Here is an 18676-nt window from a genome sequence, read left to right as displayed (position 1 = left end):
CCGTCATCGCCTGCGCTTGGCGCGGATGGGCTTGGCGCCCGGCAGCGGCGGTGCAGCCACTCTGGGCGACGGGGGCGCGGTCATTCCGGGAGTCGGCGACGATTCGGCTTCCTTCTGCTCCGCAGCGATGCGTCCGTACACAAAATGCTGTTGTCCCAGCGTCCAGCAGTTGTTACTCACGAAATACAGCAGGATCGCCACGGGCGCGAACGCACCGAAAGCGATCACCCCCACCGGAAACACCCACAATGCGAGCTTGTTCATGATCGCTGTTTGAGGGTTGACGGTTCCGGTGTCCACTTGGCGCGCGATGGATGCCCGCGATGTGAAATGTGTAGCGACGGCGGCGAATATCATCAGCGGTACCGCTACCAGAATGATGGAGATACGGCTTACGTCGCCGAATGCTTCCAGTTGTGCTGCCGGGCTCGAAATCATGGCGGACAACGGTGCGCCGAACAGTTTGGCGTCGAGAAAAGACTGCACGTCCGAGGCACTGAAGAAGTAGTTGGCCGTGTTCGCGTTGTCCGCCACCGACATCGGTTCGGTCGGGCTCAGAAACGGGACGTGCGATGCCGCTCCGGTCCGATTGAACGATCGCAGGACGTGATAGAGACCAATGAACACCGGTGCCTGAACCAGCATCGGCAGACAGCCGAGCAACGGACTGTAATTATGTTCTTTCTGCAGCTTGGCCATCTCTACAGTGAGTTTCTGCCGGTCACCCGAATACTTCTTCTGCAACGCCTTGATCTGAGGTTGCAGCTTCTGCATCACCAGTTGAGTGCGGACCTGCTTGACGAAGGGTTTGAACAGCAGGGCTTTGAGCGTGAAGACGAGAAATACGACCGACAACGCCCACACGACGCCGTTGTCGGGTGATCCGGAGACCAGTGAGAAGACCTTGTGCCAGAACCAGAGGATTCCGGACACGGGGTAGTAGACAAAATCGAGCATGACGAATGAACCTCACCGAAAGGCACGCTCAGAGAGATGAGAGCGCGGGAATGGTCGTGGACGCAAGACGTCTGACCGACCTACGACGAGTTCACACCCGCCGACTGCCGATCTACAGACCGATTCCCGGAGCTCGAGGTTGCGGACGACCGGGCGCGTCCGGGCTGCTCTGCCTGCGGAAAGCACCACGCAGGCAGCGTTCGTCATCAGACGGGCCAGTGGTCGAAACCGCGCACAGTTGCAGAAGTTCGTACTTCGAGGAAGTTGCGAGCGCAGCGACCACGAAGACGGCAATCGCAGTTCCCAGCACCGCGGCGCTACCCGAGGAACCAAGCGGAGGCACTGCGAGAAGAGCGATGAACGGCAGCAGAAGCAGCAACAGTGACCGTGTCACCGTTCCTGTGCTCCGCTGTTGCATGACTGCGAGAGTACAGAACGTCCGCCGAATCCAGCCAGACGCTTGCCTCACGTACTTGTTCGCGCAGCCATTTGTGCGCAGGATCGTGGTCCATCCGACCGTGCCACTGTTGAGCGTTCGGCGCTCCCGCTGCGAATCGCCTGACCGGAGCCGGGGTGAGGCCGGCCGCCGTGCCCTCCTTGATTCGGATCACGAAAGTCCGTCGAAGTTCTCGCGATCGATCAACAGGCCTTGCACCCACAATGCCGCTCGAAACAGGTATGCACCCCGTCCAACTGACCGATGCGAACACGTCGAGGCGCAACCAGGCTGAGTGTCGCAAGCCGAAGCCCGATCACACCCAGCTGGACACCTGCTTCGGGACGCATCGACGCAAAGGCAACACGAGAAATGTCGCACCACCGATTCACCGACCCCCGCACGAGGAAGCATGCACTCGGAAGAGCGCTTGTCGTCGGCGTTCTTTCCCTGACAACCCTTGCCGTGAGTATCGACACCGCGAACGCTCAGGCCCCCGTGCTTCGGGACTGGAACATCGCCGCAGTTTCCGTCGACACGAATCCGGCGAAGGTGTCAGCTTTCGCTTCCTCGGATACAGGCCGCGTATTGGCAGCCGCAGAGTCCAAGATCGGCGCTCCGTACGTCTGGGGCGCGACCGGGCCGGACTCGTTCGACTGCTCCGGTCTCGTTCAATGGGCCTATGCACAAGCGGGCGTTTCGATTCCGCGAACCAGCTACGACCAGGCGGTTGGCGGCACTCCAGTTTCCCGGGACGATCTACAGCCGGGTGACGTGGTCCTGTACTACGGCGGGGAGCATGTGGGGATCTACACCGGAGGCGGTGAGATCGTTCATGCCCCGACGTCCGGGGAGTCGGTCGAACGCGCACCCGTGGACTCGATGCCGTACTACCTCGCCCGACGTTACTGACATGAATCCCGCAAGCTCGATGAAACAGCGTGTATCGCGGCGATATTCGAATCGCTCGTCGCGAGCCGAACGATTGACACTCCCCCATTGCGCGGAATGTGATGTCATCCTCTCGCCCGCGAGCGCGGTCTGCGCCAGGTGCCGTGGGGCGCGGTTGGACGTGACGCGGTGTTGCGGAGACGGCACTGTCGTGTCCTGGCGAACGGTTCACGGCGACCCCTCGACCGTTCTCGCCATCGTGGAATTGGACGAGGGGCCGTGGCTGTACACTTTCCTCACCGAATCCCCTCGCGCGGATGCGCCTGGACCGCTACGAGTGTCGTTTCAGGGGCGTGAAGAAGGTAAGCGCTACCCGGTGTTCTGCTTGTGCGGCGACGACCGTGGTGAACTGCTATCGGACGTCAACTCCGGCCTGCTGAGCCATTGACCTCACGCGAGTCACGCTCCTGCGCGGTCGAGACGTACCACGCTGCGATCTGCGCTCTGGAACTGAATCCCAGTTTTGTCAGTACGTGTTCCACGTGTCCCTGAGCGGTGCGCAGCGAGATTACCAAGTGCTCCGCAATCGCGCGATTGGTCAACCCTTGGGCAACCAGTTCCGCAACTTGCTGCTCACGAGGAGTGAGGTGAGGCCCTTCAGCCGACGACGCAGTCGTGACACTGGAGCGCTTGTCGAGCGCATATGCGACAGCTTCACCCTCGGACATCGCAAACCCGCTGCGAAACGACTTGTCGAAAGCATCGTCACCCATGGCTTTGCGAGCAGTCTCTGCAGCAGTGTCGTGATGAGCTGACAAACCCGGCAGGCCCGCCAGCCGTCCCCCGACCTTCTGCCAATACATGGCTGCCGCGCCGAGCAGAACCGCTGCATGCTTCCAATCACGTTGCGCTGCAGCAATCCACGCCAACGGCTCGATACACCACGCCGAGTTCATCGGGGCATCGAGAATTCTCAGACTTCGAGTCAAATAGTCACTTGCGGCATCCAATTCACCTCGGAGCCAGCTCACGAGCCCGAGAGTTCCCAGCGCAAATGCCTGGAACATCATCTCGTCGGCGGGCACGGTGATCGCGAGAATCTCTTCGTTGCACTCCACAGAGCGATCAAGAGCGCCGGACAGGAAGTACGCGACTCCCAAGGTGTCCAGGCCGATCACAACATGCAGCAGATTCTTGTCGAGTCGAAACAGCGTCAACGCGGATTCCAGCTTGGCTGTAGCGGTATCGAAGTTACCTCTGAAGGTATCGACGTATCCGTCTCCCCACGTCGCCAAGCCGCGCGAGCGCACATCCGCCAAGTCGTTTGCCAGGCGCCAACTCTCGTCGACCAACTCTTCTGCCCGTTCGAGTTCCCCCTGCATCGCGTGATTCACGGCGTCGATGGCCAAGACATCCACTCGGAACGGATCCAGCTCTCGATCCTCTGCATTCAAGGCTCGATCCGTCCAGTAACGCGCCTGCACAAGTAATCCACCTGCAAGCCAGAATCTGTACAACGCACCGACCATTCGCGTTGCAGATCGCGCCTCTCCGGCAGTGGAAATCGAGTACTCCAACGCATCGTTGACGTTGCGCTGTTCACGACCGAGCCTTGCGATCCAGGCAGCTTGCCGGCCACTGATCCACTCGGCTTCCGCATGAACGACCAGTGCCTCGAACCAATCACGATGGCTTCGACGCAGAGCGGAATACTCACCGGCGGACTCCAACTTTTCATGTCCGTACTCCCGGAGTAGGTCGAGGAGGTGGTACCGAACATCCCCGTCGGTTTCCTCACGAATCAGGATGGACTTCTCGACCAACGCGGTGACGAGATCGAGCACTTCGGTCGAATTCATGTCCTGCCCACACACGCCCTCAGCGGCATCGAGATCGAACCCACCCGAGAACACCGACAACCTCCCCCACAACTGCTGTTCGGTTGGCGAGCAGAGGTCGTAACTCCAATCGATCGACAATCGCAGCGTCTGTTGACGACTCGGAACGTCGCGTCCACCCGTTGTAAGAAGTCGGTATCGATCCGAGAGCCTGTTCATGATCTGCTCAGCAGACATACCACGCAGGCGAGCTGCCGCCAGTTCGATCGGAAGTGGGAGTCCATCCAAGTCGTGACAGATATGCGCAACGGCGCGCTTGTTCTCCTCGGTGAGGGTGAAACCAGGTACGACGGAAGCCGCACGCTCGGTGAACAACGACACCGATTCGTACTGGGCAATTCCCTCGAATTCGGGCGGCTGTTGCTGCGGTGTGGTGAGTGAGGGAACGCGCATCGTCACCTCACCGCCCAGGCCCAGCGATTCGCGGCTCGTCGCCAGGATCTTGACGCCGGCACATCGCCGTAGGATCGCGCCTACGAACACAGCGACGGCATCGACCAGATGTTCACAGTTGTCGAGCACCAACAGCAGACTCCGATCGGCGCAGTAGTCGATCAATGCCTGCAGCGGGTCCGCCGACGAGACCGACCGGACACCAAGGGTCACGGCGACATGATCTTCGAGGAGATCCGAATCTGTCTGCTCCCCCAGTTCCACCAACCAGGCACCGTCTCGAAACACCCTTTGCAACGCGCCCGCAAGTCGGATCGCGAGCCGTGTCTTGCCCACGCCACCGATCCCGGTGAGTGTCAACAAACGGGACGTCTCGAACAATCTCCTGGCGTCGGCCAACTCACGCCGACGACCGACGAAACTCGTCAGCTCCAAGGGCAGGTTGCCGACAACTCGCTGGTCGGCTTCTGAGCGCACAGCGGATGCCATCGACCGACTCGCTTTCTGCCATACCACTACACAACAACGCTACCCCCACGATCGGCCTCCCGAGCAGCACTCACGCGAGCATGTGATCGGAGCCCACTTGTTCTCCCCCGAGTGCGAGATGCACGACGGCCACACCGGTGTCACGCAGACGAAACAACGTATTCCTACTCTGGCAGACAGACGAAGGGAGAGCGACATGCCGCCGCGCCGTAGATCGGTACTGCTGACGCAACTGGTAATCGATGCTCCCGGAAGTCCACAACAAACGATCCTCGACGAACTGCGGCGAGTGATTCTGTCGGGTTCGGCGCCTCCGGGTACCCCGATTCCTCTCGGCGACGTGGCTGATGTGTTCGGTGTCAGTCGAATACCTGTGCGGGAATCACTGAAAACACTGGTCGGAGAGTCCTTGGTCGACCATCGACATCAATTCGGCTACACCGTTGCTCAGCTGACGCCGGCAGAACTGCGAGAGATGTACATCGTCCGCGAAACTCTCGAATCAGCTGCATTGGCCGTCGCCGTCGAGCAGGCAACCGAAGAGGATCACGAACACGCCGTCGAGGTGAACTCCCGTTTGGAGATCGCATTGCGCTACGACGACTCTCAGTCCTATCACTGCGAGAGCCGAAACTTTCATCTCGCACTGACCCGACCGTCTCAGATGCTTCGACTGCTGCACATGTTCGAAGCTGCCTGGAACATCACCGAACCAGTACAGCCGATGGTCCATGTTGCCGGCGTCGATCGCCGGGTTCTGCACTCGGATCACACCGCGATGCTGGACGCATTCCTGCGTCGGGACGCATCCGCACTTCTGAGCGCTTCCGAAATCCATCATCGCCGACTCGATACCGTGATCGCGACTCTACCGACAGACACCGGTCTATTGGCCGAAAAAGATATACCGATCACGCAATAGTCGTGCAACACAGCATCGATACCTTTCTCTCAACACAGTTTTCATCACTGACGCTGAGAGCTCGTGGCACCGTCCGCTGATTTCCTGCACTGATGCACAGGAGCTGTCATGACCGACATTCTTCCGTCCCGAACGACCACTACCCCCACTCCCCCAAAGGAAACCGGATCGGGTGACCTTGTCGAAGCCGCGGGTCACCCTGTCGGAAGCGGCCTGATCAAGCCGGGCTACGACCCTCGTTTGACCAACGAGGACTTGGCGCCGCTTCGCAAGCAGACCTGGTCGTCGTACAACATCTTCGCCTTCTGGATGTCCGACGTACACAGCGTCGGCGGATATGTCACTGCCGGTAGTCTTTTCGCACTGGGATTGGCCAGTTGGCAAGTACTCGTCGCCCTGCTGGTCGGTATCACGATCGTCTACTTCTTCTGCAATCTCGTCGCCAAGCCCAGCCAAGTTACCGGCGTGCCGTATCCGGTGATCTGCCGCAGCGTGTTCGGCGTCCTCGGCGCGAACATCCCGGCAATCATTCGTGGCCTGATTGCCGTGGCTTGGTATGGAATTCAAACCTTCCTCGCTTCAGCAGCCCTCGATGTCGTACTGATCAAACTCTTTCCGTCACTCGCGCCCTATGCCGTCGTCGAAGACTACGGATTCGCCGGACTCTCCGCACTGGGCTGGGGAAGTTTCATGCTCCTGTGGGTACTTCAGGCCTGTGTCTTCTGGCGAGGCATGGAATCGATCCGCCGCTTCATCGACTTCTGCGGGCCGGCTGTGTATGTCGTGATGTTCATGCTGTGCGGCTACCTGATCTACAAGGCAGGCTGGAGCGCCATCGATCTCACGCTCGGCGACGTCAAGTACTCGGGTTTCGACGCCGTGCCGGTCATGCTCGGTGCGATCGCTCTGGTTGTCTCGTACTTCTCCGGACCGATGCTCAACTTCGGCGACTTCTCCCGCTACGGAAAGTCGTTCGCTGCCGTCAAGAAGGGCAACTTCCTCGGTTTGCCGTTGAACTTCCTCGTATTCTCGGTGTTGGTCGTCGTCACTGCATCGTTGACGCTGCCGGTGTACGGCGAACTGATCACCGATCCCGTTGCGACCGTTGCACGAATCGACAGCACCTTCGCCATCGTTCTCGGCGCACTCACCTTCACCATCGCCACGATCGGCATCAACATCGTGGCCAACTTCATTTCCCCGGCCTTCGACTTCTCTAACGTGAGTCCGCAGAAGATCAGCTGGCGCGCCGGCGGAATGATCGCAGCGATCGGCTCGATCCTCATCACGCCGTGGAACTTGTACAACAATCCGGACGTCATTCACTACACACTCGAAACCCTCGGAGCCTTCATCGGTCCGCTGTTCGGAATTCTGATTGCCGACTACTACCTCGTGCGCAAGCAGAAGGTGATCGTCGACGAACTGTTCAGCATGTCGCCGACCGGAACCTACTGGTACAGCAAGGGATACAACCCTGCTGCAGTGACCGCCACCGTGGTGGGAGCCGTCGTCGCGATGGTCCCGGTCCTGGGCAAGGACCTCACCGGGATGTACACCGCAGCGCAGTACAGCTGGTTCATCGGTTGTGGGCTCGGATTCACCGTCTATTACCTACTCGCCGCGCGCTCTTCCTCAGCTGTCCGGAATGCTTCCTCTCCCGACACTGTGACGGTCGACTGATCGTCATGAGAATCAAGGTGATCAACCCCAACACCACGTGGGCGATGACCGCCAAGATCGAGGAATGTGCCCGGACCGTCGCAGGCTCGGGCACATTCGTCGAGGCTGTCAGCCCTGCCATGGGTCCCGCGTCGATCGAAAGCCACTACGACGAAGCTCTCAGCGTCCCCGGAATCCTGACCGAGATCGCCGCCGGAGAAAAGAACGAAGTCGACGGCTACGTCATCGCTTGCTTCGGTGACCCAGGTCTTGATGCAGCCCGAGAGTTGGCCAAGGGCCCCGTCGTAGCTGTTGCCGAAGCGGCCATGAACTACGCAAGTTTCCTGGGTCGCGGATTCAGCATCGTGACCACTCTCGGTCGAACCCGCGGCCGCGCAGCCGATCTGGTGGACCGGTACGGCATGCAGGCTCGGTGCCGGGGTATCCACTCCTGCGAGATTCCGGTTCTGGAACTCGATCGTGATCCCGACGCGCGAAAGGTGATCTTGGAAGCCTGTTTCGACGCATTGGAGCAAGACGACTCGGACGTCCTCGTGCTGGGTTGCGCCGGCATGGCGGACCTGTGCCAGGACTTGTCCGACGAACTGGGTGTCCCGGTAGTCGACGGCGTTGCCGCTGGGGTCACGATGGTTCAGTCGTTGGTCACCCTCGGACTGTCGACCAGTTCGCGCGGCGAGTTCGCACGCCCACTTCCCAAGAACTACACCGGTACACTGACACCGTTCTCGCTGTGAGCGTGCCTGAGCGAGAGTCGAACACCTGTCACCAGCAGCGCCAGGATCGCGAACAATACTCCAGCACAGACTAATTGGCGGGTTTCGAAATGCGCGAGAAACAGTCCACCGACCGCAGTGCCGAGCGTGATCCCCAGGTTGGAGAACGAGATGAAAAGGCTGTTGCCGAATTCAGGCGCGTCGACTGCATCTCGCCCCATCCAGCTCTGCGAAACCACCAGTCCACCGGAATGCACTACACCCCAAACCAACACGGCTACAACCATCGCGCCGAAGTACGGGCCCGCCAGATAGAGCATCACGTAGACGACGATGTACAGCAAGGGAAAAGCCACAACCGTGCGCACCACCCCCTTGGCGAGCAGAGCCCCGAAGACGAAGTTGCCGAAGATCATCACGACACCGAAAGCCAATAGCATCGCGCTGATCCACGATCCGCTCATGCCGGTCACTTCGCCGAGGTATTCGGCAAAGTATCCGTACACCGAGAACATGGCTGCGAAGACGAAGGTGACGGAAAGAATGGTCAACCACACGCGCGGCCGGCGAAGTATCCCGACCTGTGCACCGTACGACAGGCGTTGTGTCACAGGAGCCGAGGGCAGAAGTACGACAATCCCGAGAAACGCGAGAACGTTGACCACGGCGCCGAACACGAATGCTGTCGACACCGAAAAGTTCTCGGCCAAATAGGACGTCAAGGGCACGCCGAACGCGAATCCGACTGTGACGCCTGCAAATACCTTGGTCACCGCGGCGGTCGCCTGTTCCGGCGATACCAGACGAACCGCACTTGCAAGCGCGACAGCGAAGAAGACCGGATGAACCACGGCGGGGATGATCCGAAATGCAAACATCACCTCGAAACTCGATGTGGTCGCATACACCACATTGGAGACCGCAAAGACTGCAATCGCTACCAACAGAACGGTTCTCCTGTTGATTCCCGAGGTGATCAGCGTTGTGAACGGACCGGTCACCGCCACGACGAGTGCAAACACACCGACCAACCATCCGGCAGTCGACGCGGTGATACCGAACTTTTCGCTGATCTGAGGCAGAACCCCGATAATGCCCATCTCCGTAGTGATGATTCCGAATACACCCAACGCCAGAACCGGTATCAACAATTTCGACTTCACGACACACTCCTCACTACTTCGCCACACAAGACAGTTACATATCTATATATGTAGATATATTGGGTTGAACAACCCGACCGACGAGGGCAATTCGGCCGCTACAGCTTTTCGCGAACGAATTCCCTGAACTCGCCGATCACGGATTCGTTTCGTCGGTAATACGTCCACTTCCCGATGCGCTCGGACTCGAGCAGACCCACGTCTTTCATGCCCTGCAGATACCCCGAGATCACCGACTGGGCAAGTCCCGATCGCCCCTGGATGTCACCGACACAGACTCCGATGTGAAACCCGAGATCCTGCTGCGTATACGAGTCCTCGTCGAAATACTTCGCCGGGTGCGCGAGCCACTCCATGATCTGCAGGCGAGTCGGGTTGGACAGCGCCTTGAAGATCGCCAAAGCATCCATGGACCACACCCCTCTGCACGACAACCGGAACGCATCTACTTTTATGGATATGTTGGGCGAAGTCAAGCCCGATTCAGACCGAAAGCCGTCTGCATCACATCGAAGCATTCGAAGTGAGCTGCGACACTTACGTTTCGACGACCTGCGGAAATCTCAGCGTCGACTTTCTATCTGTGACGACTTGTTTATAGTTATCGCCAACAACGAATTGCCGGAAGTTTCCGGTTCACCTCAGAACGTCCGTGGGTGAACACAATTCGCTCAACACCAGCCGTACCCGGCTTGTCATTCGGGAGTCGAACCATGAACACACCGCATCAGTTCAGGGTCGTCACCTCATGGTGATGTCGAAGCTCGCCAAATGGCAGCTGGTCGCCCTCGTCGTGGTTGCACTCCTGGGCTTGATCTATGTCGGAGCGAAATACGTACGGCTGGACAATCTTCTGGGATTCGGCCAATACACGGTCAAAACCGAACTGGCGACGTCCGGTGGCATCTTCACCAACGCCGAAGTGACCTATCGCGGTGTACCCGTCGGACGCGTCGGTGACATGTCGCTCACGTCCGACGGAATCGAAGTCGACCTGTTGATCGACAGCAGTGCTCCGCAGATTCCCGCATCCGCGCGGGCCGTGGTGGCCAATCGCTCAGCCATCGGCGAGCAGTACGTCGACCTTCAGCCCGATACCGACCAGGGCCCGTTCCTCGAAGACGGCTCGGTGATCGCCGTGGGCGACACAACCACGCCGATCCCGATCGAGAATGTCTTGACCAGCGCCAACGGTCTGGTGCACTCCGTTCCGGTCGACGCACTCCACACCGTCGCGAAAGAACTCGGCGCGGCATTCAACGGCAAGGGCGAAGATCTGCAGGTACTTGCCGACTCGCTGTCGGGGATCTCCCAGTCGGGCCTCGACACCCTTCCCCAGACCCTCGGACTGATCCGCGACAGCCAGACGGTGCTCACGACCCAGTCCGATCAATCGTCGGCGATCAAGCAGTTCAGCACCGACCTCGACGCACTGACGGCGCAATTGCGCACCAGCGACCCCGACATCCGACGCGTGATCGACAACGGCATACCGGCCAGCGAACAAGTCGGCTCTCTCGTCACCGAAGCCGGCCCCGCGCTCACGACCAACCTCTCCAACCTCTCCGCCGTTGCAGCGGCAGCCGCACCGACACTGCCCTCGCTGCAGCCATTCCTGCTCTTCCTGCCTGCGCTCGCCGGGGCGGCGCCCACCGTTGCACCGGGAGACGGCACAGTACATCTGGGCTTGGTACTCGAGACCAACAACCCGCTCTCGTGCACCGTCGGTTACGAAGGGACCATGGCGATCCTCGACGAGATGAAGCGCAAGGACCCGAACTTCGACGACACGACGCAGAACTTCCCGTTGAACACTGCCGCCAACTGCCAGGCACCTCAGGGCAGCGAAACGGGGGTTCGTAGCGCCAACCGCATCGCGTTCGCCGACCCGAACACCTCGCAACCGTGGGACGGCAAGCCCAAGGTGGACCCGGACAAGCTCAACCTGAACCCGATTGCCACTCAACTCGCACCGATGCTCGGCGCCACCCCGAAGTAGCCGTAAACAACTGGCACCGTCGACCCTCCGCGACGATGATGATGTGATGTCGGAAGGAACGCCTGAAGGCGAGTCACAGAGCATGTCACGAGGTTTCGACGAACTTGTCGCCGAAGCGGAATCCGCCTCCGTCGACGGGTGGGATTTCTCGTGGCTCGACGGACGCGCCACGGAGCAGCGTCCGTCGTGGGGGTACCAGAGGCTGATGGGTGAACGTCTCGGCCGCGCCGGCGCCGCATTGGACATCCAGACCGGCGGCGGCGAAGTCCTCGCCGCTGGACCGTCACTCCCGCCGGTGATGGCAGCAACCGAATCCTGGCCACCGAACATCGCCAAGGCCACCGCCCTTCTGCGTCCTCGAGGTGTGGTGGTGGTCGCCGATCCGGACGAGCCGCCGCTACCGTTCGCCGATTCGGCTTTCGACCTGGTGACCAGCCGACACCCAGCGACGGTGTGGTGGACCGAAATCGCGCGGGTACTCGAACCGGGAGGAACGTACTTCGCTCAACATGTGGGTCACGCCAGCGTGTTCGAACTGGTCGAGTACTTTCTCGGTCCTCAGCCGCAGGCTCGTCGCGGACGGCACCACGAGGACGAAACTGCCGACGCGATTGAGGCCGGGCTCACCGTCGTCGACCTGCGTTTCGAGCGTCTGCGCATGGAATTCTTCGACATCGGCGCCGTTGTCTACTTCTTACGCAAGGTGATCTGGATGGTTCCGGGATTCACCGTCGCGCAGTATCGGGACCGGCTCCGCGAACTCGATCAGCAGATCCGTCGCGACGGATCTTTTGTCGCGCACTCGAGTCGATTCCTGATCGAGGCACGCAAGAGCTGAGCGCACCGCGACGGGCCGCACATCCCGAACGTGATCGATGCTGCTAGTCGGACTCGTCGGCGTCGCTCCGCGAGCCGATCGCAGCGGCAAGATAGTCGCCGAGTTCACGCTGAAGGTTCGCGTCGAGTGCCCGGGCCAGTGCCGAATGTACCGACGCCACACCGAGTTCACGCATCGTCTGGAGCATCTCGGCTGTTCCGGCAACCTCGTCGCCCTCCGGGAGCCAACCGACCCCGTGCTGATCGACGATGCGATCCTTTGCCGCCTGAATCAGGTCTTTGGCGATCCCGTCCACAGCGTTGTGAAGCTTTTCGTGCACATCGACCAGTTGATCGAGAGTGAAACCGTAGTCGAGGAGACTCGAAAATCCGCTGAGCAAAGCAGGATCGGTGAAAACGCAGTTCTCTCCTTCGATCTGTACCAGTCCGAGATCTACGAGACGATGCAGTTGACCATCTGCATCTCCCCCGAGAAACTCGCGTACGACGGCCATCTCGATACTCACGGTGTCGCTGCGGGACCATGGTTCGGTGACCGCGTGCTGCAGACCCAGCACCTCTGTCAGGTCTTTCCCGCTTTCCCACCCGGTGATGAAGTCGTCGATATGCGCAGTGGTGAAACCTCGTTGAAGAAGCGTGTCGATCAGCTTGAGGCGTTCGAGGTGCGCGTCGCCGTAGATGCCTACCCGCCCACGCTTCTCCGGCGGAGGAAGCAATCCACGTTCCTGATATGCCCGTACATTCCGCGAGGTGGTGCCCGCAGCGCGCGCTAGATCGTCGATGCGGTACTCGGTCACCGCCTCGTCTCCTCTGCCGCGTCGGTCGTCACGATTCCAACTTAGTGGCAACACCAGGCCGATCAGAACCCGGGATCAGGTCTGCGCGGTGTCTTTCTCGCGCACCGTGCTCGTGTAGTCCCGAAGATCCACCGATTTCAATTGGTTCACGTACTGGGTCGCGAAACCGGGAAACATAGTGGCATTGAATCCTTCGTCGGTGAGATACCAACTCGAACATCCCGAGTTCCACGTGGTCTTCGACAGCCGACGCTGCAACTCGACGTTGTACGCATCTTCGACATCTTGACGAACATCGAGTGCCTTGAGGTCGCGCTCGAGAACGATCTTGATCGCTTGGGCGAGATAGTCGAGTTGCGCTTCCATGTACACAAGGGCGGAGCTGTGCCCCGGACCCGAGTTGGGTCCGAAGGTGAAATACAGGTTGGGATAACCGGATACCGCAATGCTCTTGTACGCACGCGCCCCGGATTTCCACTCCTGAGCGAGCACACGTCCGTCCCGGCCGATGATCGGGACCGGTGTTCCGGTCTTGCAAACGTCGAAGCCGGTGGCGAAGACGATGCAGTCGAATTGATGCTCGATCCCTTCGACCGTGCGAATGCCATGTGGCGCCAATCTCGCGATCGGCCAGGTCACGAGTGTGCAATTGTCTTGCTGGAGAGCCGGGTAATACTCGCTGGTCATCAGCAACCGCTTGCACCCTGCCCGAAAGTCGGGAGTGAGTTGTCGCCGCAACCACGGGTCCTTCACCTGCATGCGCAGATGAAGACGCCCGACTGTTTCCACCACCCTCGTCAACGGGGATTCCCACACCACCCCGAGAGCTACCGATTCGTGTCCCCAGTACCAAGCCCGACGCGCCAGAGTCTGGACGACCGGATGACGACGGTACAGATCCTTCGTGCGAGATCGGGTGCGTAGGTTTGCTCGCGGCAATGCCCATCCCGGTGTTCGTTGGAAAACCTTCACTGATCGTGCAGTTTTCACGAGTTCAGGGACGATCTGGACGCCACTGGCCCCGGTTCCGATCACTGCGACCCGCTTGTCGGTGAAGTCGTAGTCATGGTCCCAGCGAGCACTGTGAATCTTGTGTCCTTCGTAGCTCTCCAAACCCGGAACAGCAGGAAAGCTGACGTTCGCCAGCGGACCGGACGCCATGACGACGGTCCGGGCAATGACCGCTTCACGGCCCTCGAGCGCGATCGCCCAGACACCTGTCTGCTCGTCCCACTCGACGCCCGTGACGTTGCACCGAAACCGAATCTTCGGCTCGAGGCCGAACTCTTTCACCATCGTTCGGATGTAGCCGAGGATCTCCGCGCTGGCCGAGTAGGTGTGCGACCAGTCCGGGTTCGGGGCGAAACTGTACGAGTACAGACGGGACGGAATGTCGCACGCAGCTCCCGGATACGTGTTGTCGCGCCACGTCCCGCCGACCTCCGTGCCGCGTTCGAGAACGACGAAGTCCTCGATACCGTTCTGCTTCAACCGAATCGCCGCTCCGATTCCTGCGAAACCTCCACCGATGATCGCCACTGACAGTGGCTCGGCAGTACTCATGCGAGTGGCTCGTACGTAAGTTCCTTGGCCCAGGTCGGCTCGGAATTGAGCCTGCTGCCGGAAAGTCGGCCAGTGACCTTGACCATCCGATCGGCAAGCAGATGGTAGGGATGGTTGCGATTGATGACCATGTTGCCGTGCCACTTCACCACCCGATACATCGGGACGCGGAGCGCGGCCGGACTCCGTTCGCCTACGTTCCTGAATCGCTTCATCGCGGTGTAGAGCCGTTCCTCGTTCACTCCCATGTCGACGATGTTGTCGCGCATCTTGTTCAGCAGCGGGATGTAGCGAAGTGTCCCGATGATCAACGCCGGATTCAACCAGGCGCCGACGGTTTCGACAACGAGCTTGCGCGTCGTCGAGTGCCCGAGCATCTCGATCACCGCAAAATCGACCGCCAGATGCCTGGACTCGTCTGCATTGATCTTCTTGAACACAGCCTGACAGACCGGATCCTCGATCTCGTCCATGATGAACTTGACCAGGGCTCCGTCGAGCGCCACCTCGAGCATCGGTATGACGGTCCCGAGAATCGAGAGCGACAAACCGTCGGAATGCTTGTCCAGCCAGTCGATGACGAGCTTGACGTTGATGTTGGGCTCGGGCATCTCGTCGCCGTCCAGCATTCCCCACCGACGCATCAGCGCGAGTTCGGCGTTGGCGTGCTTCTGTTCCTCGGCGTGGAAATGCCGATAGATGTCTCGGAGAGTTTCAGTCGGCGCCTTGAGAGCCATCGCAGCGAAGCCACGGGCACCGACGTTCTCGATCCACATCAGGTCCGACATGAACGGTTTCAGCTTCGCATGAAGCTCTGGACTGATCGTCTCGGCGCCCGGAGCATCCCAGTCGATGTCCACCAGAGCCCATTGGCGGTCCTTGATCTTGTGCAGCATGCCGTCGAAATCGAAGGACATGTCACGCTCCTTTCGTGCTCGGCGAGTTCGTCTCCGGCGCCGCCGAAGTTCCAGATGATCCCGACTTCTGTTTCGGTGCAAAGCGATTGAGAACTCCACAGCCCCACGTGTATGCAACGGGTAGATACCGTTTGAGTCGCCAGATCACCTTCGCATCGAACTGCGGCACCACGTAGAGTCGACCCTTGTCGTAGGCGTCGAGAGTGGTGACGGCGATGCGCTCCGGCGAAAAGCCGGTTCGCCGCATCAACGCTTGCGCCAATTGTGTTGCTTCCGCGGTGATTCGGCCGTCGAGAGCAACATTTGTCTTGACGAAGGTCGGACACAGCACCGTCACCCGCACTCCCGTACCGGCAAGTTCAGCGGACAAGGTCTCCGAGAGCGACATCACGGCGGCTTTACCGACGTTGTAGGGCGCCATCAGCGGCGCAGCCGCAAACCCAGCAGCCGAGGCCACGTTGATGAATCCCCCGGCGCCGCTCGCACGCAGTTGTGGAGCAAATATCTCACAGCCGTGCACGACACCCCACAGATTGATCCCGAGTGCCCACTCCCAATCGTCGAAACCGATCTCGCCCACCGGTTTTCCACCGATACCCACCCCGGCATTGTTGATCACCAACGAAAGCGGACCCGCAAGTTCGAGTTCCGCGAACAACGCCAGGTCCTGAACCTGCTCACGAATTGACACATCGCATTTGACGGCGTGCGCGGTACCACCGATCTCATCGATGAGTGCCACTGTGTCCTTGGCCCGTTCCAGCGAGATATCCGCGCAGATCACCTCACCGCCTCTGCGCGCCAACTCCAACGAAAAGGCACGGCCGATTCCGCTGCCGGCGCCGGTCACCACTGCGCGGGCATTGTGGGACAACTTCGATCCGCGGTTCTTGGTCGGTTTCTTGGTCGGCACCGGTCGGCTCACCTCGAAGACGCTTCGACTGCTGTGTGTTTCTCCATCTCCAAAGAGTCATCCACAACCGTGCCAGTTGTCAATGGCCTAGAATTCGATGGCGGAATACGCGGCAGTCGAACCAGTACCCGGACTGCTCGAATGAAGTCTTTTGTCGACCGACCGTGATCTAAACGGGGTGCGCGGTCTTCCAGTGCTCGGCGATGTCGATGCGCCGCGCGATCCAGACCTTCTCGTGTGACTGCACGTGGTCCAGAAATCGCTCGAGAGCGGCCGCACGGGCAGGGCGGCCGACTATGCGGCAGTGCAACCCGATCGAGAGCATCTTGGGCGATCCGGCCGTCCCCTCCGCATACAGCACGTCGAAGGCATCGCGTAGGTGCGCAAAGAACTGATCACCGCTGGGAAATCCTGCGGGAGAGGCGAAACGCATGTCGTTGGTGTCAAGGGTGTACGGAACGACCAGGTGCTTCACCGATTCTGCGCCACGCGGAACGTCGACCCAGTACGGCAGATCGTCGGCGTATGAATCGGAGTCGTAGACGAAGCCGCCGTGCTCGACGACCAATTCGCGGGTGTTCGGTGAATCGCGCCCGGTGTACCAACCGAGAGGCGCCGAACCCGTCAGATCTCGCAGAATCTGCACCGCCTCGGCCATGTCAGCGCGTTCGCGCTCGATGTCCACGGATTGGTAAGACTTCCAACGTAATCCGTGGCACGCGATCTCGTGGCCCAACTCCTGAAAAGCACTGACTGCTTCGGGGTTACGCTGCATCGCCCGCGCCACCGCAAAGACCGTGAGAGGCAGGTTTCGCCGCTCGAAGGTTCGCAGTACACGCCACAACCCGGCCCGTGAGCCGTACTCGTACAGCGATTCCATGCTCATGTGTCGATTCGGAAATGCCTCTGCCGGAGTCATTTCCGACAGAAATGTTTCCGAAGCCGCGTCCCCGTCCAGGACGTTGTTCTCGGCTCCCTCTTCGTAGTTGAGCACGAACTGAACCGCTATCCGCGCGTCGCCGGGCCAGTGCGGATGCGGCGGATGAGGGCCGTACCCCACCATGTCCCGGGGATAGTCGTCGCGCGGATAGTCGCTCATGCCAACAACTTTACCGTCAGCGCCCGGAGATCACAGCGCGAGCAGCGTCGGTGAGTACGCCGAAGACTCTCAGCCGCGCCAGGCCACCGTCCGGGAAGATGTCCAGACGAACATCGGTGACCTGGACTTCGGAATCGATCGGAAAGCGATGGCGCGTATCCGGACGCAGCGTCGTGCGCGGCAACAGTTCGATCCACTCCCCCTCCGACGTCCGCCCGGTCAGAGCGCCCTCACCTGGACTGTTTCCGAGGAAGTACGAGGTGTCGATCTCGACGAAACTCAGCACGCCTTCACCCGCGAGTTGTACTTGCACCCAGTCGTTTCCGTTGTCGCGGCGCCTGGCGGTCTCCCACCCGTCACCCATCGAAGCAGCGCGTCCGGGAAACAGGATGTTCTGCGGTGAGCTGTAAAACATGTTGGAGCAATCGGTCACGCGGCCACCGTTTTCGAGTGCTGCGAGGTCCAACGGCCCGGCATCGAGGAAACGCGGGTCCGGCCGCGCTTCGCCGTGAACACGGAATCTCGCCACGCCGCCGTCCGGGTAAATGGTCAGCTTGACGTGCGTCCACCGCTCCTCCGACGCCACCGAGAACGGATTCTCCGAGTCACCGTGCACGGTCGAGCGCTCGACGATGGTTGTCCACTCGCCGGATCCGGCCAGGTCGGCGGGATCCGGATACCCGTCGACCGAGATTGCTTCCACCGAGATCTCGGGCGGGTAATTGCCCTTGAACCACGCGGTGTCGACCACGACGCCTCGCACCACTCCGGGAACACCGAGTCGAACGATCGCCTCGTCATGGCCTGCCACCCGGCGGCGACGCGTCTCCCAACCGTCGTACACCTGCCCCTTGTGACCGAACGTCGCCGGCTGGTACCCGGCCTTGCCTGGGCGGATCAGGGCCTCACGCTCGGCAAACGCCTCGTCGTTCGCCCAGATGACGGCTCCGCCGAGGGTGCGCAGTGCGAGATCGGGCAGCAAGGTGAATTCGGTGGTGCTCATCGG

General features: G+C 60.4%; 18 protein-coding genes. 7 read left to right on the top strand and 11 right to left on the bottom strand.

What is annotated here, in order from left to right; genetic code table 11:
* Positions 1–3: 3 nt before the first annotated feature.
* Both yidC and ATN37_RS27600 read right to left on the bottom strand, forming a co-directional pair.
* Entirely contained in the window at positions 4–957 is a 954-nt protein-coding gene (gene yidC / locus ATN37_RS27605; protein ID WP_003939695.1) for a membrane protein insertase YidC, read from the bottom strand.
* A gap of 112 nt (positions 958–1069) precedes the next feature.
* Positions 1070–1375, bottom strand: coding sequence for a DUF6412 domain-containing protein (locus ATN37_RS27600; RefSeq protein WP_065455270.1), 306 nt, complete (start codon positions 1373–1375; stop codon positions 1070–1072).
* A gap of 390 nt (positions 1376–1765) precedes the next feature.
* On the opposite strand from ATN37_RS27600, the gene ATN37_RS27595 reads away from it, so the two are divergent.
* Both ATN37_RS27595 and ATN37_RS27590 read left to right on the top strand, forming a co-directional pair.
* Positions 1766–2305 (top strand): C40 family peptidase, encoded by a 540-nt coding sequence (locus tag ATN37_RS27595; protein WP_030535282.1) that lies wholly within the window; start codon positions 1766–1768, stop codon positions 2303–2305.
* A gap of 190 nt (positions 2306–2495) precedes the next feature.
* Positions 2496–2732: a hypothetical protein gene (locus ATN37_RS27590; protein WP_007733940.1), complete on the top strand. Its 237-nt coding sequence runs from the start codon at positions 2496–2498 to the stop codon at positions 2730–2732.
* On the opposite strand, the gene ATN37_RS27585 is transcribed toward ATN37_RS27590, so the two are convergent.
* Complete coding sequence (locus ATN37_RS27585; protein WP_058226164.1) at positions 2707–5064, bottom strand: LuxR C-terminal-related transcriptional regulator; 2358 nt, start codon at positions 5062–5064, stop codon at positions 2707–2709. The two genes, ATN37_RS27590 and ATN37_RS27585, sit on opposite strands and share 26 nt — an antisense overlap.
* Before the next feature lie 196 nt (positions 5065–5260).
* Between ATN37_RS27585 and ATN37_RS27580 the strand changes: the two genes are divergently transcribed.
* From ATN37_RS27580 to ATN37_RS27570, 3 genes are all read left to right on the top strand, one after another.
* Positions 5261–5986 (top strand): GntR family transcriptional regulator, encoded by a 726-nt coding sequence (locus ATN37_RS27580; protein WP_042451513.1) that lies wholly within the window; start codon positions 5261–5263, stop codon positions 5984–5986.
* Positions 5987–6094: 108 nt separating this feature from the next.
* Positions 6095–7669: an NCS1 family nucleobase:cation symporter-1 gene (locus ATN37_RS27575; protein WP_050654766.1), complete on the top strand. Its 1575-nt coding sequence runs from the start codon at positions 6095–6097 to the stop codon at positions 7667–7669.
* A gap of 5 nt (positions 7670–7674) precedes the next feature.
* Positions 7675–8403, top strand: a complete 729-nt coding sequence (locus ATN37_RS27570) for an aspartate/glutamate racemase family protein (protein WP_007733934.1) — start codon at positions 7675–7677, stop codon at positions 8401–8403.
* Here ATN37_RS27570 and ATN37_RS27565 read toward each other — a convergent pair.
* Entirely contained in the window at positions 8370–9545 is a 1176-nt protein-coding gene (locus tag ATN37_RS27565) for an MFS transporter (RefSeq protein ID WP_165639056.1), read from the bottom strand. The genes ATN37_RS27570 and ATN37_RS27565 overlap by 34 nt on opposite strands.
* 98 nt (positions 9546–9643) lie before the next feature.
* Positions 9644–9955: a helix-turn-helix transcriptional regulator gene (locus ATN37_RS27560; RefSeq protein WP_007733929.1), complete on the bottom strand. Its 312-nt coding sequence runs from the start codon at positions 9953–9955 to the stop codon at positions 9644–9646.
* A 338-nt stretch (positions 9956–10293) separates the two neighbouring features.
* On the opposite strand from ATN37_RS27560, the gene ATN37_RS27555 reads away from it, so the two are divergent.
* Both ATN37_RS27555 and ATN37_RS27550 read left to right on the top strand, forming a co-directional pair.
* Positions 10294–11544, top strand: coding sequence for an MCE family protein (locus ATN37_RS27555; protein ID WP_202425829.1), 1251 nt, complete (start codon positions 10294–10296; stop codon positions 11542–11544).
* Positions 11545–11626: 82 nt separating this feature from the next.
* Entirely contained in the window at positions 11627–12382 is a 756-nt protein-coding gene (locus ATN37_RS27550) for a methyltransferase domain-containing protein (RefSeq protein WP_165639131.1), read from the top strand.
* Positions 12383–12425: 43 nt separating this feature from the next.
* Here the strand turns inward: ATN37_RS27550 and ATN37_RS27545 are convergent, their stop codons facing one another.
* The 6 genes from ATN37_RS27545 to alc form a co-directional block, all read right to left on the bottom strand.
* A complete protein-coding gene (locus tag ATN37_RS27545; protein ID WP_007733922.1) occupies positions 12426–13178 on the bottom strand; it encodes a MerR family transcriptional regulator in 753 nt (250 codons plus the stop codon).
* 75 nt (positions 13179–13253) lie between these two features.
* Positions 13254–14741 (bottom strand): NAD(P)/FAD-dependent oxidoreductase, encoded by a 1488-nt coding sequence (locus ATN37_RS27540; protein ID WP_007733920.1) that lies wholly within the window; start codon positions 14739–14741, stop codon positions 13254–13256.
* Positions 14738–15658 (bottom strand): hypothetical protein, encoded by a 921-nt coding sequence (locus tag ATN37_RS27535; RefSeq protein WP_030535274.1) that lies wholly within the window; start codon positions 15656–15658, stop codon positions 14738–14740. Before ATN37_RS27535 ends, ATN37_RS27540 begins: the two co-directional genes overlap by 4 nt.
* A gap of 1 nt (position 15659) precedes the next feature.
* Positions 15660–16571, bottom strand: coding sequence for an SDR family NAD(P)-dependent oxidoreductase (locus ATN37_RS27530; RefSeq protein ID WP_050654767.1), 912 nt, complete (start codon positions 16569–16571; stop codon positions 15660–15662).
* A gap of 169 nt (positions 16572–16740) precedes the next feature.
* Positions 16741–17670 carry an allantoinase PuuE gene (gene puuE / locus ATN37_RS27525; RefSeq protein WP_003940421.1) on the bottom strand — a complete coding sequence of 310 codons (930 nt, stop codon included), beginning with the start codon at positions 17668–17670 and terminating at the stop codon, positions 16741–16743.
* Positions 17671–17686: 16 nt separating this feature from the next.
* Positions 17687–18673, bottom strand: coding sequence for an allantoicase (alc, locus tag ATN37_RS27520; RefSeq protein WP_030535271.1), 987 nt, complete (start codon positions 18671–18673; stop codon positions 17687–17689).
* Positions 18674–18676: the final 3 nt, after the last annotated feature.

The sequence above is a fragment of the Rhodococcus sp. MH15 genome (assembly GCF_019266045.1).
GTDB lineage: Bacteria > Actinomycetota > Actinomycetes > Mycobacteriales > Mycobacteriaceae > Rhodococcus_F > Rhodococcus_F qingshengii.
The sequence above is the reverse complement of the archived record's forward strand: the minus strand, read 5'-3'. Positions and strand labels throughout refer to the sequence as shown.